This window comes from Streptomyces sp. NBC_00091, from assembly GCF_026343185.1.
Taxonomy (GTDB): Bacteria; Actinomycetota; Actinomycetes; order Streptomycetales; family Streptomycetaceae; genus Streptomyces.
Window position 1 is genome coordinate 1 of sequence record NZ_JAPEMA010000003.1, and the last position, 16,582, is coordinate 16,582.

Sequence of the window (16,582 nt, forward strand, 5' to 3'; positions counted from 1 at the left end):
CCCACCGGTCGGCTTGTCGGGCTCGTAGTTGTTCACGGCCTGGTTGTAGAGCCGGATGACGGCCGCGTCGAACTGGGAGGAGCAGGACTCGTCAGGGATCGGGCCGCCCGTCTTCCAGCCGCCGATGGCGCCGATGACATCACCCCGCTTCCCGTCGAAGTTGCGCAGGAAGGGGCCGCCCGAGACGCCGCCTGCGTAACCCTTGCAGGCGATCTTCAGGAAGTGTCCGAAGGACGCGGTTTTGTGCCCACCTTGTGGTGGGCAGGGCGGCTGAACGTCTCACCAGTGGGAAACAGCCTGACCACACTGTCGTCCTCGCAGTTCAGCCAGAAATGTTGTCTCACGCGGCCGTCGAGTTCAGCGAACGCTTCCGCGAACACCTTCGCATCCGACTTGGTCATCGTGTATCTCTTGTGAGCCATCGCCGCATCTCAGGGGCACACCCGCGCTGTTCTGCCAGCGGCAGAACACCAGCCGGACCGGGCTCGACGATCACTACAGTCCAGTCTCATGACGACGATTACAGTGCGCACGGTCGAGTACCCGGCCGACGGCCTCACGATGATCGGGCACCTCGCGCTCCCGGCCGGTGTCGACCGCCGGCCCGCGGTGCTGCTCGGACCAGAGGGCATGGGGCTCAGCGACGTCGAGCGCCGCCGGGCCGATGCGCTCGCCGAGCTGGGATACGTGGCGCTGGCCTTCGACCTTCACGGCGGGCGCTATTTGAGCGACCCCGAGGAGATGCTGGCCCGTTGCATGCCGCTGCTCGCCGACCCCGACCGGATGCGGGGCATCGGCCACGCGGCGCTCGACGTGTTGCGCGCCGAACCGCGGACCGACCCCGACCGGATCGCCACCGTCGGCTACGGCACCGGGGGCGCCATCGGGCTGGAACTCGGGCGCGACGGCGTCAACCTGCGCGCGATCGGGACAGTCAACGCACTGACCACGGGCCGACCGGGCGAGGCGGCGCGCATTCGCTGCCCGGTGTGGGCCGGGGTCGGGTCGGAGGACCCGATCATGCCACCCGCGCAACGGGACGCGTTCACCGCCGAGATGCAGGCCGCGGGCGTCGACTGGCGCCTCGCGGTCTACGGCGGCGCCTTGCACGCCTTCCACCACCCGCCGGTCGACCACCCCACGGTCCCCGGCGTCGGCTACCACCCACGGCACGCGCAGCGAGCCTGGCGCGACGTCGTCGACCTGCTCGCCGAGTGCCTGCCCGTAACGGAGTGATCTGGTCGGCAACCGCGATTCCGTGCCGCGAACCAGGCCGGTCGACCGCCACCGGCTCCGCCCAGTGCCCTGGCTCGTCCTCCGCCATGACGTTCCTTGCATCGCGTCATGCGGTCTCCCGCACGGAGAAGAGGGAGTGCCCAGTCTGCGGGGTCACCTGGACGACCGGCACCGACCGACGTCATGACGCTCGCGACTGACCGACAACTTCAAGTGAGACAGCCCTTTGGAGGTGCTGCTGAGAGACAACACCAGCTGAGACTCCGCCCAAGACCCGTCTCACCCCTCTTTGCATCACCCCTGGTCGGCCCTGTTCTCGTATAGCTACCGCCAGGGGATATGTAGCGCTGAGTAACTGCCATAGCCCTCGTTTCCCTGCTCCGGCTGCCTCGTTGAGCTGAACGAGTGACTGCGAGGGGTGGGGTGTGGATGCGGCAGGACTGGGAGCCGGAAGACCTGATCGAGGTCTGGGCGCTGCTCGAAGACGACATGAAGAAGGTGCGGAACAAGTCCGGGGCGACCCGGTTGGGCTTTGCCTTGTTGCTCAAGTTCTTCGAGGTGGAGGCGCGGTTCCCGGAGTCTGCCAACGAGATGCCCGCGGTGGCCGTGGACTACGTGGCCCAGCAGGTGAAGGTTCCCGCCGGTGCGTGGGCGGACTACGACCGGCAGGGCGACCGGATCGAGCGGCACCGCAAGGAGATTCGGGAGGCGTACGGGTTCAGGGCGAACACCGAGGAGGACCAGGAGCGGCTGGCCGCGTGGTTGGCCGCTGAGTTGTGTCCGGTGGAGCTGTCGCGGGAGCGGCTGGCGGCGGCGGTGGCCCGGTGCCGTAACGACCACATCGAGCCGCCGGCCCCGGGCGGGTCGGGCGGCTGGTGGGCAAGGCGGTCAAGGACTTCGAGGCCTGGTTCTGCCGCAGCCAGGGTGGAGCGGATCTCGCACGCGACGCGCTCGCGTCTGGAGGATCTGGTCGCCGGGAGCAAGGACGACACGGCCGAAGGAGGGGACGGTGAGGGCACTGTGTCGGGCGGCGGGCGGTCGCACTTCGCCGAGCTGAAGGCCGACCCAGGTGCGCCGGGGCTGGAGAGCCCACTGGCGGAGGTGAACAAGCTCCAGCGGGTCCGGCGGCTGGAGCTGCCCGCGGACTTGTTCGCGGACGTGTCGGAGAAGCTGGTGGACGCGTGGCGGGCGCGGGCGAAGGAGTACCCGGCGAACCTGGAGCGGATGAAGCCTCCAAGGCGCCTGACGTTGCTGGCCGCGTTGTGCCATGTGCGGCGGACGGAGATCACCGACTCGTTGGTGGACCTGTTCATCCAGCTCGTGCTGAAGATCAACACCCGGGCGGAGCGGAAGGTCGACAGGGAGCTGAACGCCGAGCTGAAGAAGGTTCGGGGCAAGGAGGGCATGCTGCTGCGGGTCGCGGAGGCGGCGCTGTCCGAGCCGTCCGGCACGGTGCGGCGGGCGATCTACCCGGTGGTCGGCTGGGAGAAGACGTTGAAGGCACTGGCGGCGGAGGCCGCGGCGAACGAGGCCCGCTACAAGGCGAGGGTCCGTACGGTGCTGCGGTCGTCGTACTCGGCGAACTGGCGCCGGATGCTCTCGCCGCTGCTGGGCGCGCTGGAGCTGAAGTGCAACAACACCGCCTACCGGCCGGTGATGGACGCGATCGACCTGCTCCAGCGGTACTTGGACCAGCCACTGAAGGAGGGCGCGTTCTTCGATCCGGCGGAGACGGTGCCGCTCGCGGGGGTGGTGCCCGAGCAGTGGCGGGCGGCGGTGGTGGACGACAAGGGCCGCATCGAGCGCATCCCGTACTAGCTGTGCGTGCTGGTGGCGCTTCGGGACGCGGTGAGGCGCCGGGAGGTCTGGGTGGTGGGGGCGAACCGGTGGCGCAATCCGAAGGACGACCTGCCGGCGGACTTCGAGGACAACCGGGATGTGCACTACGCCGCGCTGGGTCAGCCGCAGGACGCCGGGGAGTTCATCGCCGCCCTGCAAGGCAAGCTCCGTACCTCGCTGGACCGCTTCGAGCAGGCGCTGGCGGAGGGCACGACGGGCGGGGTGGCGATCGTCAAGAAGCACGGCGAGCCCTGGATCAGGGTCTCCCCGCGGGCGAAGCAGGAGGAGCCCGAGAGCCTGGTGGCGATCAAGGACGAGATCGAGTGGCGTTGGGGCACCATCGACCTGCTGGACATCCTGAAGTGCGCAGAGTTCGAAACCGACTTCATCGCCGAGTTCACCTCGGTCGCCACCAGAGAGAATCTGTCCAAGGACGTGCTGCGGTGCCGCCTGCCTCGGCACCGCTGAGGCCGAGCAGGTCCTGCGCCGGTTCACCCGGGGAGGGCCCAAGCACCCGACGTACCGGGCGATCGAGGAGCTGGGCCGCGCGGTGCGTACCTCGTTCGTCTGCGACTGCCTGGCCGACGTCGAAATGCGCCAGGAGATCCACGAGGGGTTGCAGGTGGTGGAGAACTGGAACTCCGCGAACAAGGACCTCTTCTACGGCAAGGACGGCGACCTGGCCGGTGCGGACAAGGAGTCCCAGGAGGTGTCCATGCTCGCGCTGCACCTACTTCAGTCCGCACTGGTGCACGTCAACACGCTGCTGATGCAGGAGGTCCTAGCCGATCCGAAGTGGGCGGAAAAGCTCACCGACGCGGACCGCCGGGCGCTGTCGCCGCTGTTCTGGACCCATGTGAATCCGTACAGCCGGTTCGAGCTGGACATGAACAGCCGTCTCGATCTGGACCTGTCCATCCGGGCGGCGGTGCCCGGTCCGCGTACCCCGCAGGGTGAGGCTGCCGCAGCCCTGGCGTGACACCCGGGCTCGCCCAGGCCCGGAAGCTGGGTGGAGACGACGTTGCCCGGGACGCTTCAGCGTCCCGGGCAACGTGCGTGAGCGGCATGTCTACCGCGGGAGCCGCAGGTGTTGAACCGAGTGCTCCACTATTCTGTCTTGCTAAGTACCAGTAGCCAGCGTTACGGTGTACCGGTACTCAACATCGCTGACTAGCGCAGGGGGGAGGTATTCCATGGCCAAGCTGCTGACGGAGATGCTCAAGGGCACGCTGGAGGGCATCATTCTCGCCTCCCTGTCCGGCCGGCCCGCCTACGGCTACGAGATCACGGCACGGCTCCGGGAGCAGGGTTTCTCCGACATCGCCGAAGGGACCATCTACGCGCTGCTCATCCGGATGGAGAAGCGCGGTCTCGTCGACGTGGAGAAGGTCCCCTCCGAGAAGGGGCCGCCACGCAAGGTGCACTCCCTCAACGCGCGGGGACGGGAGTACCTCGAAGAGTTCTGGAGGACGTGGGGCTTCCTCACGGAACGACTGGAGCAGCTCCGCGAAGGAGGTAAGTGACCATGTCCGAGGGTGAGAAGACCGGCTTCATCGCGAAGATGATCGGGCCCAAGAAGCGCTGGAGGGCGTACAAGGCGCGCGTCAAGGAGCTTCCCGAGAACTACCGCACGGCGGTCGAAGCGATCGAGCGGTACCTGATGCACTTCGTGCCGACCGACGGCGACAGCAATGCGTCCATGTTCGAAGACCTCGCCGACCTGTTCGAACAGGCTGCGGCGAACGGAACGCCGATCCGCGAGATCGTCGGGGAAGACCCGGTGGAGTTCGTCGACGGGTTCGCCCAGAACTACTCGGAGGGCGGCTACGTCCCCGCCCGCGCCCGGAAGCAGCTGACCGACGACATCGAGCGTGCAGCCGGCAACGAGACCGGAAAAGACGACACGACGGTCTGATCACACGTCAGCACATCCCCCTGGGGCCGAGCACCACGTTCATCGCCCGTCTGCACCACGCGGCCGCCGGGCCATGCCCGGCCGACCGCCTCTCGCCGCATGCCTGCGGCACCGTCGAGACCGACCAATGCGTCCAAGGAGATTCATGATGGGAAACGGCAGCAACGGCTTATCCGAAGCAGGGCTGCGCCGCCTGCGCGAGGTACTGGAACGGCATGTGGAGTCCAAGAAGATCCCCGGACTCGTGGCCCTGGTCGGCCGGGGCGAGGAGACCCATGTCGAAGCGATCGGGACGATGCGCCATGACGGCGGCGCACCGATGCGCCGGGACACCATCTTCCGGATGGCCTCGACGACCAAGCCGGTCGCGGTCGCCGCGACCATGGTCCTGCTGGACGAGTGCCGGCTGCGGCTTGACGACCCGATAGATCAGTGGCTGCCGGAACTGGCCGACCGGCGGGTGCTCAAGCGGCCCGACAGCCCGCTGGACGACACCGTGCCGGCGCGGCGTCCGATCACCGTGCGGGACCTGCTCACCTCTACCTGCGGGCTCGGGCTGGACACGACGGCGATGGGCTCCCCGATGATGAGCGCGTACTTCGAGCAGAGGGTCTACGGCGAGAACGGATGGATGCTGCCGGCAGTGGAGCCGGATGAGTGGATGCGCCGCCTGGGCACGCTGCCGCTGATGTACCAGCCCGGAGAGCGGTGGCTGTACAACGTCAGCGACGACGTGCTCGGGGTGCTGGTGGCCAGGGTCACCGGCCAGTCGTTCGAGGCGTTCCTGCGCGAGCGCATCTTCGATCCGCTGGGGATGAAGGACACCGGGTTCCACGTGCCCGCCGACAAGATTCACCGGCTGCCGCCCCTGTACGCCCCCGATCCGCAGACCGGAGAGTTCACCGTGGAGGACCAGGCCGAAGGGGGGCACCACAGCAAGCCCCCGGCGTTCCAGTCCAGCGGCGGCGGACTCGACTCGACCGTCGACGACTACCACGCCTACTTCCGGATGCTGCTCAACCACGGGAAGCACGGCACCGAGCGGATCCTGTCCCGGCCGGCCGTCAAGCTGATGACCACCAACCGTCTCACGCCCGAGCAGACAGCCGCCCTTCAGGCTTGGGCGCGCAGCGTCGTCCATCTGTCACACGGTCAGGGGCAGACCGGCGGCTGGGGCTTCGGGATGACGGTGCGCACCTACCGGGGTGACTACGCGCCCATCGGCCAGTTCGGCTGGGACGGCGGAGCCGGCACCACGACCTACGCCGACCCGGACAACCAGCTCGTCGGCATCCTGCTCACCCAGACCGGGATGTCCACCCCGGACTCGGCGCGGGCCATTCAGGATTTCTGGACCACCCTCTACCAGGCAATCGACGACTGACCTGCTTACCTGGTCGAGGTCGGTCCGGCAGAAGACCTCGGCCAGGCTCCGCCCTTCTACGCCTCCGCGTTCTGTGATCAGCTGCACGACCGGCTCAAGGCAGCCGCTGACGCCCCCTCGATGGAACTCGGCGCCGCAGAGCGCCAGGCCCCATCGCAGCAGCACGGGAAGCCGGTCTCGGGGATCACTCGAACCGTCGCCGCCGCTGCAAAGGATCTCGACCCTGGCGGCCTCTCACAAACGACCTTCCCCGGAGCAAGATCAATGGCGGTTGGCGGAAGGGGTTCCTGCGCGTTCCCACTCCCGCCGACCGCGGCCCCGGCCAGCCGTGGCGGCCCGGCACCCCGGCGCCCGCGCCCATCGCCCCGGACACCCCGACTGCGGACATCCGCATCGGGTACGCGTCCGCCCTCAGTTGGAGGCCGCGCTCGCCGCCGCGAGGGAGATCAAGGCCCACGCCCCTCACTGCCGGGTCATCTTCACGGTGAACGAAATGAAGAGGCTGGGACGCGACGCCTCAGAGCTGACCGTGCTCGCCGACCACCTCACCGCCCACGGCCTGGTCCTGGAAATGCTCGCCGGACCCCTCCAGGGGATGTACGACCCCAGCGGGCCGGGCCGTCTGCTGTTCGGGGTCTTCGCGGCGATGGCGGAGACGGAACGCGAGAACATCCGGGAGTCCACCCTCGAAGGACTCGACACCGCCCGCAAAGGCAACCACGGTGGCCGGCCCCGGTCATCACCGACGACATGCTGCACACCGTGCTCCGCCGCCGCGCGAACGGCGAGACCGTCGAAGACGTCCAGCCCGACCTGCTCATCCCCACCGGCCGCCGCAAGGGACAGAGCCCCAGCCTCTCCAGCATCTACCGGGCGCTGGCCGAGCACGCGAAGACCCAGGCGTACCCGGAGGCCGTCGAAACGGCGCACGCCGACTTCGCCGCCCTCCAGCAGCGCGACCACAGCCCCGGCCACGGGCAAGATCAAATGAGACGGGACATCGGGCGCTGCGCAGCGCCGCCCGAGGCGCTCACCGAGCGCGCCCGCAGTGCAGCGCAGGTGACGACGACCGGGGACGTCGTCCGCGCGGCTCTGGAGCGCGAGCTCAGGGTGTAGGCGGCCCGGTGGTACTGCTCCCAGCGCACTGGGCACCGGGGCTTGCCCGCGGCCTAGGGGACATCGCCCCGCCACACGAACCGGCCAACGCCACCGGATCCGGAGCCCGGCTCGGCCGGGTCGCGGCGACAGCCTGGTCACTCCGGGGCCGACCGATCGGACAGCACGTCAGTTCGTGTCAGTTGTCCACTTTGGCACAGGTGATGATGCCTCGGAAACTGACTGGTCCGCCATGACTGGCGACCAGAATCGACCACTCGGTGTCCGAGGCGGCGGCCGACTCCACGATGGCCTGGTCGTGTGCCTGACCGCCTCCCACTGGACACCTCCCCCCAGGAGCTTCTTACCTGCGGGACAAGTCACCACAGTTCCAGCCGTGCCGCCGGCAGACACGTTGATCACCTGCCCCGGAACCCTCTCCCAGCCGCTGAAGCCGCCGCCGCTGGGTGTCGTGGTCGCAGCCTGATCGCAGGTGCCGGACTGGCTGATCTGGTTGTTGTTCCCCACCACGTTGTTCTGCAAGCCGCACACCAGCGGAGACAGCAGGTCACCCAGCAACCCGTCAGCGCACCCGACGACGCACATTCGGCTAGGGCGCGTCGTACGGCCGTTGACGGCCCCGCCGAGACACCGTGTTCCGCCTTCGCGCCGGCTCGGCGCAGGCGGCGGCGACGAGGCCGGTTCCATCGCGGGCAGAAACCGAGCCCTCGCGGCACAGGCTGCGGACGCACCGTGTCCGGGCCATCCGACGACCACACCGGAACCATCCATACAGGGATGACTGGTGACCTGCGGCGCGGCTGGTGCCGAGGCCGCAGTTCGCGGGTACTCGATCCCCGAGCCGGTGCCGTGAGGTTTTGCAACAGCGCCGGGGCCGGAGCGGAAATCGGCCCGCGGCCTCTCCCCAGCAGTTCCTTCACGACCATCGTCATGCTGCCGATGCGGTGCTGCCCGTCCCTGGCATGAAGGGCGAGCGGGGCCCTAACGGGCAGCCGCCGTGACGGCAGCCCCTGCGGCAGAACAGCCACAGACCTGCTCGGCGGCATCCAGCGGCCCAGACGGTACGACTCCCACGAGCCACTGCCAGCAGAGGCCGCTCGCGGCTCCGCGGGCTCGGGAAACTCCACCAGCTCGTCGGTGTACTCCTCGAAGCGATAGGCACGTCGCCGGACACGGTCCTGGGCCCAGAACCCCCTGGTGTTCGGTCGGGCCGCCGTCGGGGACGTACGGGGTGTGCTGTGGGCCTTGGCCTCCCGATGGGCGGCCTGCTTACAGGCGGGCGAGCAGAACCGGCGCGGCCGTCCCCTCAGCTTCTGCGTGAACGGCGGTGCGGTGCATCCCTGTCGCTCGCACCGGTGGACCGGGACCTCCGCGGCTCCTTCCCATACTTGTGGGGAGAATTGCGGTCCCTGCGGGCTGAGGAGTTCCTCGCGGAGCTGCTCGCCCCACTCCGAGTCCCTCAGCTTCCCCAGCAGCCTGCCGATCGCAACTTCCAGCTGTCTCCTGTCGAATCCGAGCTGGGCAGCCAGCTGCTCCTTCGGAGCACCGTGAAGGTAGTCCAGCAGCAGCCGCTGCTGAGGCACGGTCAGCACGCTGCGAAGAGCACGGCCCAGGATGTCCTCGCCGACCCGGCGACCGACACGGTCGCGGTCCGGGCCGTACATCGACCGCCTCACACCCCGCCCCCCGCCCCTGCGCCCGGACCCGCGTCGGCCGGCGGCTGCACCGGTCCCGGACCGCCAGGCTGTCCCATCCTGCCCGGGACACGGGCGACCCCTTGGCGCAGGGAGCCGAACAGGCCCAGCACCGTACGGCCAACGAGGTCCATGATGCCCGGCACATCCTCCCGCCGTGCCCGGCTGAGCGCCTTCCCCGCCAGGTGGGCAAACACCAACAGCGCGCCCAGACACACGACCGCCAAGGACCCCACAACCCAGGCAACCACCCACAGGACATCGGACATCGAAACCGCTCCGCCTTCCGGAAACAGCGATGGCCCCGACGCACAGGGCGTCGGGGCCATCGGCAACAGGGCATGAAAAAAGCCCCGCTTGGAGAGCGAGGCGTCAACGCTGACACACGGGTGCCAGCGCCACCACGAGAATAGGCGCCCCAGCACACAACGCAACCACCACTACCTACATCGCGGCATTCCCGCAGGTCAAAGCCATGTCATGGTCGCGCGCACACGCAGATACCGCACCGGCATTTCGTAACACGCTCCTCCGGCAGCAGCCCCTGCGCATCAGCCACGGCCCCCCGCCGCTACACGGTGCCCCCACCGATCGCCCGCTCCGACCGTGGAGCAGCGGGCCGGCCGTCGCGGCGTGTAGGCGGTCGGCAGCGGCATGCCGTCTGGGATGTCGCCGGCCTGGTCGAGGGCTTGGGCTTGGGCTTGGGCTTGGGCTTCGGCGAGCGTGCGGATGGTCGTGTGCCCGATGCGGCCGGGGCGCGGTCGATGGGGGATGCGGCCGGCTTGCGGGGCGTGTGCGAGGGAGCTGGGCGTGGAGGCGGCGTCATCCTCGGAGTCGAGGACGGCGGTACGACCTCCAGACGCTCGACGACTACTACGAACCGCGAAGTCTTCTGCGACGTCTGTTCCAACGTCCACTACGGGTACGGCGGCCGCGCAGCCTGCAGCCTGATCAAGGGCGCCTCCCGACGACCGGGGCGGTCAGATCACGATGCGCGTCGGTTGGCATCGACCTCTACAGCTTCGGCAAGGAATCAACGACGCGATGGATCAGGTGGAGCAAGCGCAGCGCGAGGGACCGGAAGTGACGCGGGGGCAGTGGGGTTGTGTGGTCGCCCCTGTGGCCGGGCTGGCCACCGGATTGCTCGGGTCGGTGGTGCTGGCGGGCGCCTGGCGGGCGTGCGGCGTAGGGGTGAACGGCGCGGCCAACGGGCTCGCGCTGGTCTTCTACGGAGCCCTGCTCGCGATCATCGCGTCGGTGTGGTGGGGGGTGCTCATCGGGTGCGTAGGGCGCTGGAACCTCGTGGTCGCCCTCTTGGGCGGTACGGTCGGCGCTGCGGTCATGGTGGGGATCTTCGTGGCTCTGCTCCAGGTTCCCAACGGCTACCGCTGTTGACGAGTGGGGCGCAGCAGGCCTGGTCGGGCGTGTTGGGTGCTGCCTTTAGAGGGTGCGGGCGGTGATGTCGCCGTAGGTGGTGGTGGCGTGGATGTTGAGGGCGGCGGCGGGGCCTTCGGTGTTGGTGAGGGTGTTGTGGATGCGGCCGTGGGCGGTGTCGGCGTTGAGGGTGGCGGAGGTTCCGCGGGCGGCGGCGATTGAGATCCCGCCGTGCTCGGTGCGCAGCTTGACCGTGCCGGCGATGGCTTCGGTGATGTGGAGGTCGGCCTTCTGGGTGGTGATTTCCGCCGGGCCGGTCAGGCGGCCGATCTGGACGTCGCCGGCCTGGAGGGTGAGGCGGGCGCTCGCGGCCTCGTCGAGCTTGACCGTGCCGTGCGCGCTGTTGAGGGTGACGTCGCCGAGGCGGCCGATGCCCCGGAACTCGGCGCTGGCCGTCTTCGCCTCGAAGTGGGAGCCGGCGGGGAGCTGGATGGTCACCTCGACGGCACCGGAAGCGCCGAGGATCTGGTTCTTGGAGGGGGTGTTGATCCGCAGGACGCCGTCGCGGTAGTCGACGGTGGTCTGCTCGGCGGCCTTCACGTCGCGGCTCTTGGAGGCGTCCGCGGGCAGGACCTCGACCGTGGTGTCGGTCCGGTCGGCGGCGATGAAGCGGATGTTCCCGGCGGGGATGTCGAGGACGGCGGAGACCGGGGTGGTGGTGTCGAACTTCCGCATGATGCTTTCCTTTGCCTCGCGGGTTTCTGATGATGGAAAAGCTACGTTGCGTTCCTGTGGTAAGCAAGATGTTCGTTGCGTGGAGGTGTTATTGATGCAGGTGGGAGGGTGTTTATCGTTGCAGTGGGTTCTGTTATTAATGCAACGACAGCCACTCTTTGCGTTGCGCTGGATTGCGGGCGAACGCTATGCCGCCGGCCGTTGGGCGGCGCGTGGGGCCAAGGGCGGGAGACTCGCTGGGCCTTGACGGGCTGCCGGGAACTTGATGTAGGGGGCACTGATTAGGGGGTTTCGGCCTTCTGGTACTTCTTCAGGCCATGAAGAAGATCACTCGCCGACAGGCTCTGGGGATCGGTGCCGGGGCGGCCGCCGCTCTGGGGCTGACCGCCTGCTCGTCCTCGTCGGCTCCCGCCCCGACGGCCGGGGCGTCCGCGTCCGGTAAGCCCGTTGCCATACCCACCGGCACCATCGACGAGGTGTACGAGGGGCGTCGTATCCAGATCACGCTCGGTGCCGGAGGGCACCACGGTGTCGGGGTTCCGACCATCAAGATCGACGGCAACGAGCTGCACCTGATGGGGAACGCGGACGGCAGCTGGGTCACCGTCGTCAACCACTACGAGTCCTTCCCGGACCCCATCTCGGCCGCCCGCGCCGCGATCCGTGACCTCCAGGGCGCCGAGCTCGCGCCGTTCATCGCGAAGGAGGTCCAGCTGTGACCGTGCGCAAGAACCAGGCCGTGCTGACCCCCGACGAGAAGCGCGCCTTCGTCAACGCGGTGCTCGAGCTGAAGCGGACGGGCGTCTACGACCGCTACGTCAACGCCCACAACTACTACCTCATGAACGACTCCGACTTCGGCAACCGGATCGGGCACCGCACGCCGTCCTTCCTGCCCTGGCACCGGCGGTTCCTGCTGGACTTCGAGGCGGCGCTGCAGCGGGTGGACCGCAACGTCGCGCTGCCGTACTGGGACTGGACCGCCGACCGCGCGGCCAACTCCTCCCTCTGGGCCGCCGACTTCATGGGCGGCACCAGCCGGGGCCGGGACGGGCAGGTGCTCGACGGGCCCTTCGCCTACGCGGGCGGCAAGTGGGCCGTGACCGTGGGGGTGGACCGGCGGACCTATCTGCGGCGTGCGCTGGGGTCGGGAGGGCAGCAGCTGCCGACCAGGGCGGAGGTGGACGCGGTGCTCGCCATGCCCGTCTACGACACCGCGCCCTGGAACAGCGCCTCGAGCGGGTTCCGCAATCATCTGGAGGGCTGGCGCGGGTCCGGCGTGCACAACCGGGTCCACGTGTGGGTGGGCGGCCACATGGCCACCGCGGCCTCCCCCAACGACCCGGTGTTCTGGCTGCACCACGCCTTCATCGACAAGCTGTGGGCCGACTGGCAGGCGCGCAACCCGAAGGCCGGGTACCTGCCCGCCACCCGGACGCCGGACGTGATCGACCTGCGGGGCACGCTGCCGCCGTGGAACAACGTGACCCCGGCCGACATGCTGGACCACCGCCGGTTCTACACCTTCGACAAGCCGTAGGGGCCGCATAATTCGCGGCGGGTCGCCCTGTCCGGCGTGGATGATGGCGCGGAACCGGTCGTACAGACGAAGGAGTTCCATGCCCGGCGCGAAGATGCACGCCGACGAGGTCGACATCGACGAGGTGCTCGTCGGGCGGCTGGTCGCCGGCCAGTTCCCCCAGTGGGCGGGGCTGGCGATCGAGAAGGTCCGTTCGGCGGGTACCGACAACGCGATGTACCGGCTGGGCGAGGACATGGTCGTGCGGCTGCCCCGGATTCCCGGTTCGGCGCACCAGATCGACAGGGAGCAGCGGTGGCTGCCGCTGCTCGCGCCGCGGCTGCCGCTGGCCGTGCCGGTGCCGCTGGGCAGGGGCGTCGCGGGTGAGGGGTACGGGTTCGCGTGGTCGGTGTACCGCTGGCTCGACGGGGAGAACCTCTTCGACGAGCCCGTCAGCGACCTGCGCCGAGCCGCGGTGGACCTCGGCCGGTTCGTGGCGGCGCTGCGGCGCGTGGAGACGGCGGGCGCGCCTCGGTCGTTCCGCGGCGGGCCGGTGGGGACGGCCGACGTGGAGGTGCGGGCCGCGATCAGGGACCTGGGCGCGGACGGCACGGTGGACGCGGACGCGGCGACCGCGGCGTGGGAGGAGGCCCTGCGCCTTCCGCGGTGGCAGGGCGATCCGGTGTGGCTGCACGGCGACCTGCTGCCGGGCAACCTGCTGGGCCGGGGCGGGCGGCTCAGCGCCGTCATCGACTTCGGGGGCGTGGGGGTCGGCGATCCCGCTTGTGATGTGATGGTGGCCTGGACGCTGCTGTCGGCGGAATCGCGGGACGTGTTTCGTGAGGAGGCCGCGGTGGACTGCGCGACGTGGGCCCGGGGGCGTGGCTGGGCGCTGCGTTTCGGGCTCACCGCCGAGCACTACTACCGCGTCAGCAATCCGGTGCTGGCCGCGGTCGGCCATCGGGCGGCGGCCGAGGCCCTCGCCGATCTCCAGGGCCGCTGAGGCCCGTGCGTAAAGACGAAGAGACCGGCGCCCCCCGTGGGGGCGCCGGTCTCTTCGTCTACGGGTGTGGTCAGGCGACGAGTTCGGTGTCGGCGGGCGCCGCCGGGGCGGCCGGCTTGTTGTCGCGCAGGACCAGGGTGGCCACGACGGCGGCGGCCAGGATGGCGATCGCGCTGATGGTGAAGGTGGTCGACATCGAGGTGGTGAAGGCCTCGCGGGCCGCGCGGACCAGGTCCTGGTCGCCGCCGGCGACGGCCAGGGCGCCGGCGATGGACTCCTTGGCCTGTTCGGGCGTGCCGGCCGGCATCTCGGCGGCGAAGCCGCCGGCGAGGAGCGAGCCGAGGATCGCGATGCCGAGGGCGCTGCCGGCCTGTCCGATGGTGTCGTTGAGGGCCGAGCCGACGCCCGCCTTCTCCTCGGGGATGGTGGCCATGAGGGCGCCGACGGCGGCCGGCATGGCCATGCCCGCGCCGAGGCCGAGCAGGCCCAGGGCGACGGCGGGGACGGTGAAGCCGGTGGTGGCCGTGACGGTGGTCAGCAGGGCGAAGGAGCCGGACATCACGATCATGCCGCCCAGGATCAGGGGGCGGTTGCCGACCTTGGCGGAGAGGGCGGCGCCGGCGCCATTGCCGATCAGGGCGGCCACGGCCAGCGGTACGAAGGCCAGGCCCGCCTTGAGGGGCGTGTAGCCGAGGACGAACTGCAGGTACTGGGTCAGGACCAGCAGCAGGCCGCCGTTGCCGATCTGGACGAGGGTCAGGGAGAGCGAACCGCCGCTGAAGTTGCGGTTCTTGAAGAGGACCAGCGGGACCATCGGGGAGGCGGTGATGTTCTCCCAGACCACGAAGGCGACGAGGGCGGCCACGGCGACGGCCAGGGTGAGCGCGGAGCGGCCCTCGAAGGCGCCGTGCTGCGGGATCTCGATGATCCACCAGACCAGGGCGGTGATGCCGGTGGCGGAGAGGACGGCGCCCAGCGGGTCGGGCTTCTGCCAGGGGCCCTTGGACTCCGGCATCAGGGTGAGGGCGGCGATCACGGCCAGGGCGACGACCGGCACGTTGATGAAGAAGATCGACTGCCAGGAGAAGTGGTCGATCAGGACACCGCCGAGGACGGGGCTGCCGACCAGGCCGAGCATGGAGACCGACCCCCAGGCCGCCATCGCCTTGGGCCGTTCGTCCTCCTCGAAGACGGTGATGAGGATGGAGAGGGTGGAGGGCATGATCAGCGCGCCGCCGACGCCCATCGCGACGCGTACGGCGATGACTTCGCCGGGGTTGGAGCAGTAGGTCGCGGCGAGCGACGCCGCCCCGAACAGCAGGAGGCCGATCAGCATGATCCGGCGCCGGCCGAAGCGGTCACCGAGGCTGCCGGAGGTGAGCAGGAGCCCGGCGAAGACCAGGATGTAGGAGTCGAGGATCCACTGGGTGTCCTGTGCGCTCGCGCCGAGGTCCGTGGTCAGGGACGGCACCGCGACGGTCAGGGCCATGGAGTCGACCACCAGGACCAGCGAGCTCAGGCACAGCACGATCAGGATCCACCAGCGGCGGGGGTTCCTGGCTTCCATGGGTCGTTCCCTTTCGTCTTCGTCGGCGTCCGTTTGATGCGGTCCACTCGGCGCGTACGGCGTTTCGTACTTGCGCACACTGTACGCAGCTTGGAACGGTGTACGCAAGGCGGGGCGCGACGATCTATGCTCCGGGGCATGACAACGGGGTTGGCGGGTGCCGGTGAAGGCGGGGAGCGGGTCCTCCTGTACGGGCCGGGAGGGCTCGTGGAGGGCGAGGCGGCCGGGGAGTTGGCGGTGGCCGACTCCTGGCTCGTCGAGGAGGGGCGGGTACGGGAACTGCCCGCGCACTGGCGGCGGTTCGGCGCGGGCGTGGCCGAGGCGGGCGGGCCCGACCTTGAGGGTTTCCCGGAGGCCGTCGCCCGGGCGCTGCCCCGGCGGGGGTGCTGGTTCCCCCGGGTGGAGCTGGTGGGTGGACGGTTGCAGCTGCGGGTGCGGGTGGCGCCGGCGCGGACGGACGCGGTACGGCTGTGGGCCGGGGGCGACGATCCGCGGCGCACGCCCCGGCGCAAGGGGCCTGACCTGGGGGCGCTGGGGAAGCTGCGGGCCCGGGCCGTCGCGGCGGGCGCCGACGACGCGCTGCTCGTCTCCGACGACGGGGTCGTGCTGGAGACCGCCACGGCGAGCCTGGTGTGGTGGGAGGGGGACGTGCTGTGCGTGGTCGATCCCGGGCTGCCGGTCCTGGCGGGGGTGACCGTGGCGTGGGTGGTGCGGCGCGCCGGCGGGCTGGGGATCGCGGTGCGGCGCAGCCGGGTGCGGGCGGCGGAGCTGAGCGGGCGCGAGGTGTGGGTCACCAACGCGCTGCACGGGCTGCGGCCGGTCACCGGGTGGGTGGGGGCCGACGTGGCCGTCGGCCCCGCACCGCGGGTTCAGGAGTGGCGGGCCGCCTGGGCGGCGGCCGCTGAACCCCTGCCGCGGTAGCGGCACAGGTTCAGCAGGAGGAGGGCCAGCTCGACGCCGGGGCGGCCGAGGCTATTGCTGTACCGGGCGATGACCTGGGTTTCCCGGGACAGGCGGGTGCCGGGGCCGCCGGCGGCGGTCCGGTCGCGCTGGATCTCGTTGACGAGGGCGGCGCGGTGGGCGACCAGGGCGATGATCTGGTCGTCGAGGGTGTCGACCTGGTGGAGGAGGACCTCCTCGTTGAGCTGGGTGAGGAGGGCTGTCGTCTCCGTGGGGGCGGGCTCTGTTGTGACGGGCATG

General features: G+C 69.8%; 17 protein-coding genes and 1 pseudogene. 15 read left to right on the top strand and 3 right to left on the bottom strand.

Going from position 1 to position 16,582, the window contains the following annotated elements; translation table 11 throughout:
- The 11 genes and pseudogenes from OOK34_RS31605 to OOK34_RS31655 all read left to right on the top strand — a co-directional run.
- A partial coding sequence (locus OOK34_RS31605; protein ID WP_267037570.1) for a hypothetical protein occupies positions 1-417 on the top strand: 417 nt, incomplete at its 5' end.
- Between the two features lie 93 nt (positions 418-510).
- Entirely contained in the window at positions 511-1,236 is a 726-nt protein-coding gene (locus OOK34_RS31610) for a dienelactone hydrolase family protein (RefSeq protein ID WP_267037571.1), read from the top strand.
- Positions 1,237-1,665: 429 nt separating this feature from the next.
- Complete coding sequence (locus OOK34_RS31615; protein ID WP_267037572.1) at positions 1,666-3,054, top strand: DUF4158 domain-containing protein; 1,389 nt, start codon at positions 1,666-1,668, stop codon at positions 3,052-3,054.
- Between the two features lie 6 nt (positions 3,055-3,060).
- A complete protein-coding gene (locus OOK34_RS31620; RefSeq protein ID WP_267037573.1) occupies positions 3,061-3,543 on the top strand; it encodes a hypothetical protein in 483 nt (160 codons plus the stop codon).
- Between the two features lie 13 nt (positions 3,544-3,556).
- Positions 3,557-4,054, top strand: a complete 498-nt coding sequence (locus tag OOK34_RS31625; protein ID WP_267037847.1) for a Tn3 family transposase — start codon at positions 3,557-3,559, stop codon at positions 4,052-4,054.
- A gap of 214 nt (positions 4,055-4,268) precedes the next feature.
- Positions 4,269-4,598 carry a PadR family transcriptional regulator gene (locus OOK34_RS31630; protein WP_267037574.1) on the top strand — a complete coding sequence of 110 codons (330 nt, stop codon included), beginning with the start codon at positions 4,269-4,271 and terminating at the stop codon, positions 4,596-4,598.
- Between the two features lie 2 nt (positions 4,599-4,600).
- A complete protein-coding gene (locus OOK34_RS31635; protein ID WP_267037575.1) occupies positions 4,601-4,990 on the top strand; it encodes a DUF1048 domain-containing protein in 390 nt (129 codons plus the stop codon).
- A 148-nt stretch (positions 4,991-5,138) separates the two neighbouring features.
- Complete coding sequence (locus OOK34_RS31640; protein ID WP_267037576.1) at positions 5,139-6,374, top strand: serine hydrolase; 1,236 nt, start codon at positions 5,139-5,141, stop codon at positions 6,372-6,374.
- 328 nt (positions 6,375-6,702) lie between these two features.
- Positions 6,703-7,026, top strand: a pseudogene (locus OOK34_RS31645) (recombinase family protein); the annotation flags it as partial.
- A 98-nt stretch (positions 7,027-7,124) separates the two neighbouring features.
- Positions 7,125-7,490 (top strand): hypothetical protein, encoded by a 366-nt coding sequence (locus tag OOK34_RS31650; protein WP_267037577.1) that lies wholly within the window; start codon positions 7,125-7,127, stop codon positions 7,488-7,490.
- Positions 7,491-10,267: 2,777 nt separating this feature from the next.
- A complete protein-coding gene (locus OOK34_RS31655; protein ID WP_267037578.1) occupies positions 10,268-10,579 on the top strand; it encodes a hypothetical protein in 312 nt (103 codons plus the stop codon).
- A gap of 45 nt (positions 10,580-10,624) precedes the next feature.
- Here OOK34_RS31655 and OOK34_RS31660 read toward each other — a convergent pair whose 3' ends face one another.
- A complete protein-coding gene (locus OOK34_RS31660; protein ID WP_267037579.1) occupies positions 10,625-11,293 on the bottom strand; it encodes a DUF4097 family beta strand repeat-containing protein in 669 nt (222 codons plus the stop codon).
- Between the two features lie 317 nt (positions 11,294-11,610).
- On the opposite strand from OOK34_RS31660, the gene OOK34_RS31665 reads away from it, so the two are divergent.
- The 3 genes from OOK34_RS31665 to OOK34_RS31675 all read left to right on the top strand — a co-directional run bounded on the left by OOK34_RS31665 (position 11,611) and on the right by OOK34_RS31675 (position 13,815).
- Positions 11,611-12,012, top strand: coding sequence for a tyrosinase family oxidase copper chaperone (locus tag OOK34_RS31665; protein ID WP_267037580.1), 402 nt, complete (start codon positions 11,611-11,613; stop codon positions 12,010-12,012).
- Positions 12,009-12,833 (top strand): tyrosinase family protein, encoded by an 825-nt coding sequence (locus OOK34_RS31670; RefSeq protein WP_267037581.1) that lies wholly within the window; start codon positions 12,009-12,011, stop codon positions 12,831-12,833. The genes OOK34_RS31665 and OOK34_RS31670 overlap by 4 nt, the downstream gene beginning before the upstream one ends.
- A gap of 79 nt (positions 12,834-12,912) precedes the next feature.
- Positions 12,913-13,815 (top strand): aminoglycoside phosphotransferase family protein, encoded by a 903-nt coding sequence (locus OOK34_RS31675; RefSeq protein ID WP_267037582.1) that lies wholly within the window; start codon positions 12,913-12,915, stop codon positions 13,813-13,815.
- 70 nt (positions 13,816-13,885) lie between these two features.
- Here the strand turns inward: OOK34_RS31675 and OOK34_RS31680 are convergent, their stop codons facing one another.
- Entirely contained in the window at positions 13,886-15,382 is a 1,497-nt protein-coding gene (locus OOK34_RS31680; RefSeq protein WP_267037583.1) for an MFS transporter, read from the bottom strand.
- Between the two features lie 138 nt (positions 15,383-15,520).
- On the opposite strand from OOK34_RS31680, the gene OOK34_RS31685 reads away from it, so the two are divergent.
- Positions 15,521-16,303, top strand: coding sequence for an aminotransferase class IV (locus OOK34_RS31685; RefSeq protein WP_267037584.1), 783 nt, complete (start codon positions 15,521-15,523; stop codon positions 16,301-16,303).
- On the opposite strand, the gene OOK34_RS31690 is transcribed toward OOK34_RS31685, so the two are convergent.
- Entirely contained in the window at positions 16,252-16,581 is a 330-nt protein-coding gene (locus OOK34_RS31690) for a chorismate mutase (protein WP_267037585.1), read from the bottom strand. The two genes, OOK34_RS31685 and OOK34_RS31690, sit on opposite strands and share 52 nt — an antisense overlap.
- Between the last annotated feature and the right edge of the window lies 1 nt (position 16,582).

Coding starts and splice junctions, on each gene's coding strand:
- OOK34_RS31610 (WP_267037571.1), top strand. CDS start 511: ATGACGACGATTACAGTGCGCACGGTCGAGTACCCGGCCGACGGCCTC.
- OOK34_RS31615 (WP_267037572.1), top strand. CDS start 1,666: ATGCGGCAGGACTGGGAGCCGGAAGACCTGATCGAGGTCTGGGCGCTG.
- OOK34_RS31630 (WP_267037574.1), top strand. CDS start 4,269: ATGGCCAAGCTGCTGACGGAGATGCTCAAGGGCACGCTGGAGGGCATC.
- OOK34_RS31635 (WP_267037575.1), top strand. CDS start 4,601: ATGTCCGAGGGTGAGAAGACCGGCTTCATCGCGAAGATGATCGGGCCC.
- OOK34_RS31640 (WP_267037576.1), top strand. CDS start 5,139: ATGGGAAACGGCAGCAACGGCTTATCCGAAGCAGGGCTGCGCCGCCTG.
- OOK34_RS31650 (WP_267037577.1), top strand. CDS start 7,125: ATGCTGCACACCGTGCTCCGCCGCCGCGCGAACGGCGAGACCGTCGAA.
- OOK34_RS31660 (WP_267037579.1), bottom strand. CDS start 11,293: ATGCGGAAGTTCGACACCACCACCCCGGTCTCCGCCGTCCTCGACATC.
- OOK34_RS31665 (WP_267037580.1), top strand. CDS start 11,611: ATGAAGAAGATCACTCGCCGACAGGCTCTGGGGATCGGTGCCGGGGCG.
- OOK34_RS31675 (WP_267037582.1), top strand. CDS start 12,913: ATGCCCGGCGCGAAGATGCACGCCGACGAGGTCGACATCGACGAGGTG.
- OOK34_RS31680 (WP_267037583.1), bottom strand. CDS start 15,382: ATGGAAGCCAGGAACCCCCGCCGCTGGTGGATCCTGATCGTGCTGTGC.
- OOK34_RS31685 (WP_267037584.1), top strand. CDS start 15,521: ATGACAACGGGGTTGGCGGGTGCCGGTGAAGGCGGGGAGCGGGTCCTC.
- OOK34_RS31690 (WP_267037585.1), bottom strand. CDS start 16,581: ATGCCCGTCACAACAGAGCCCGCCCCCACGGAGACGACAGCCCTCCTC.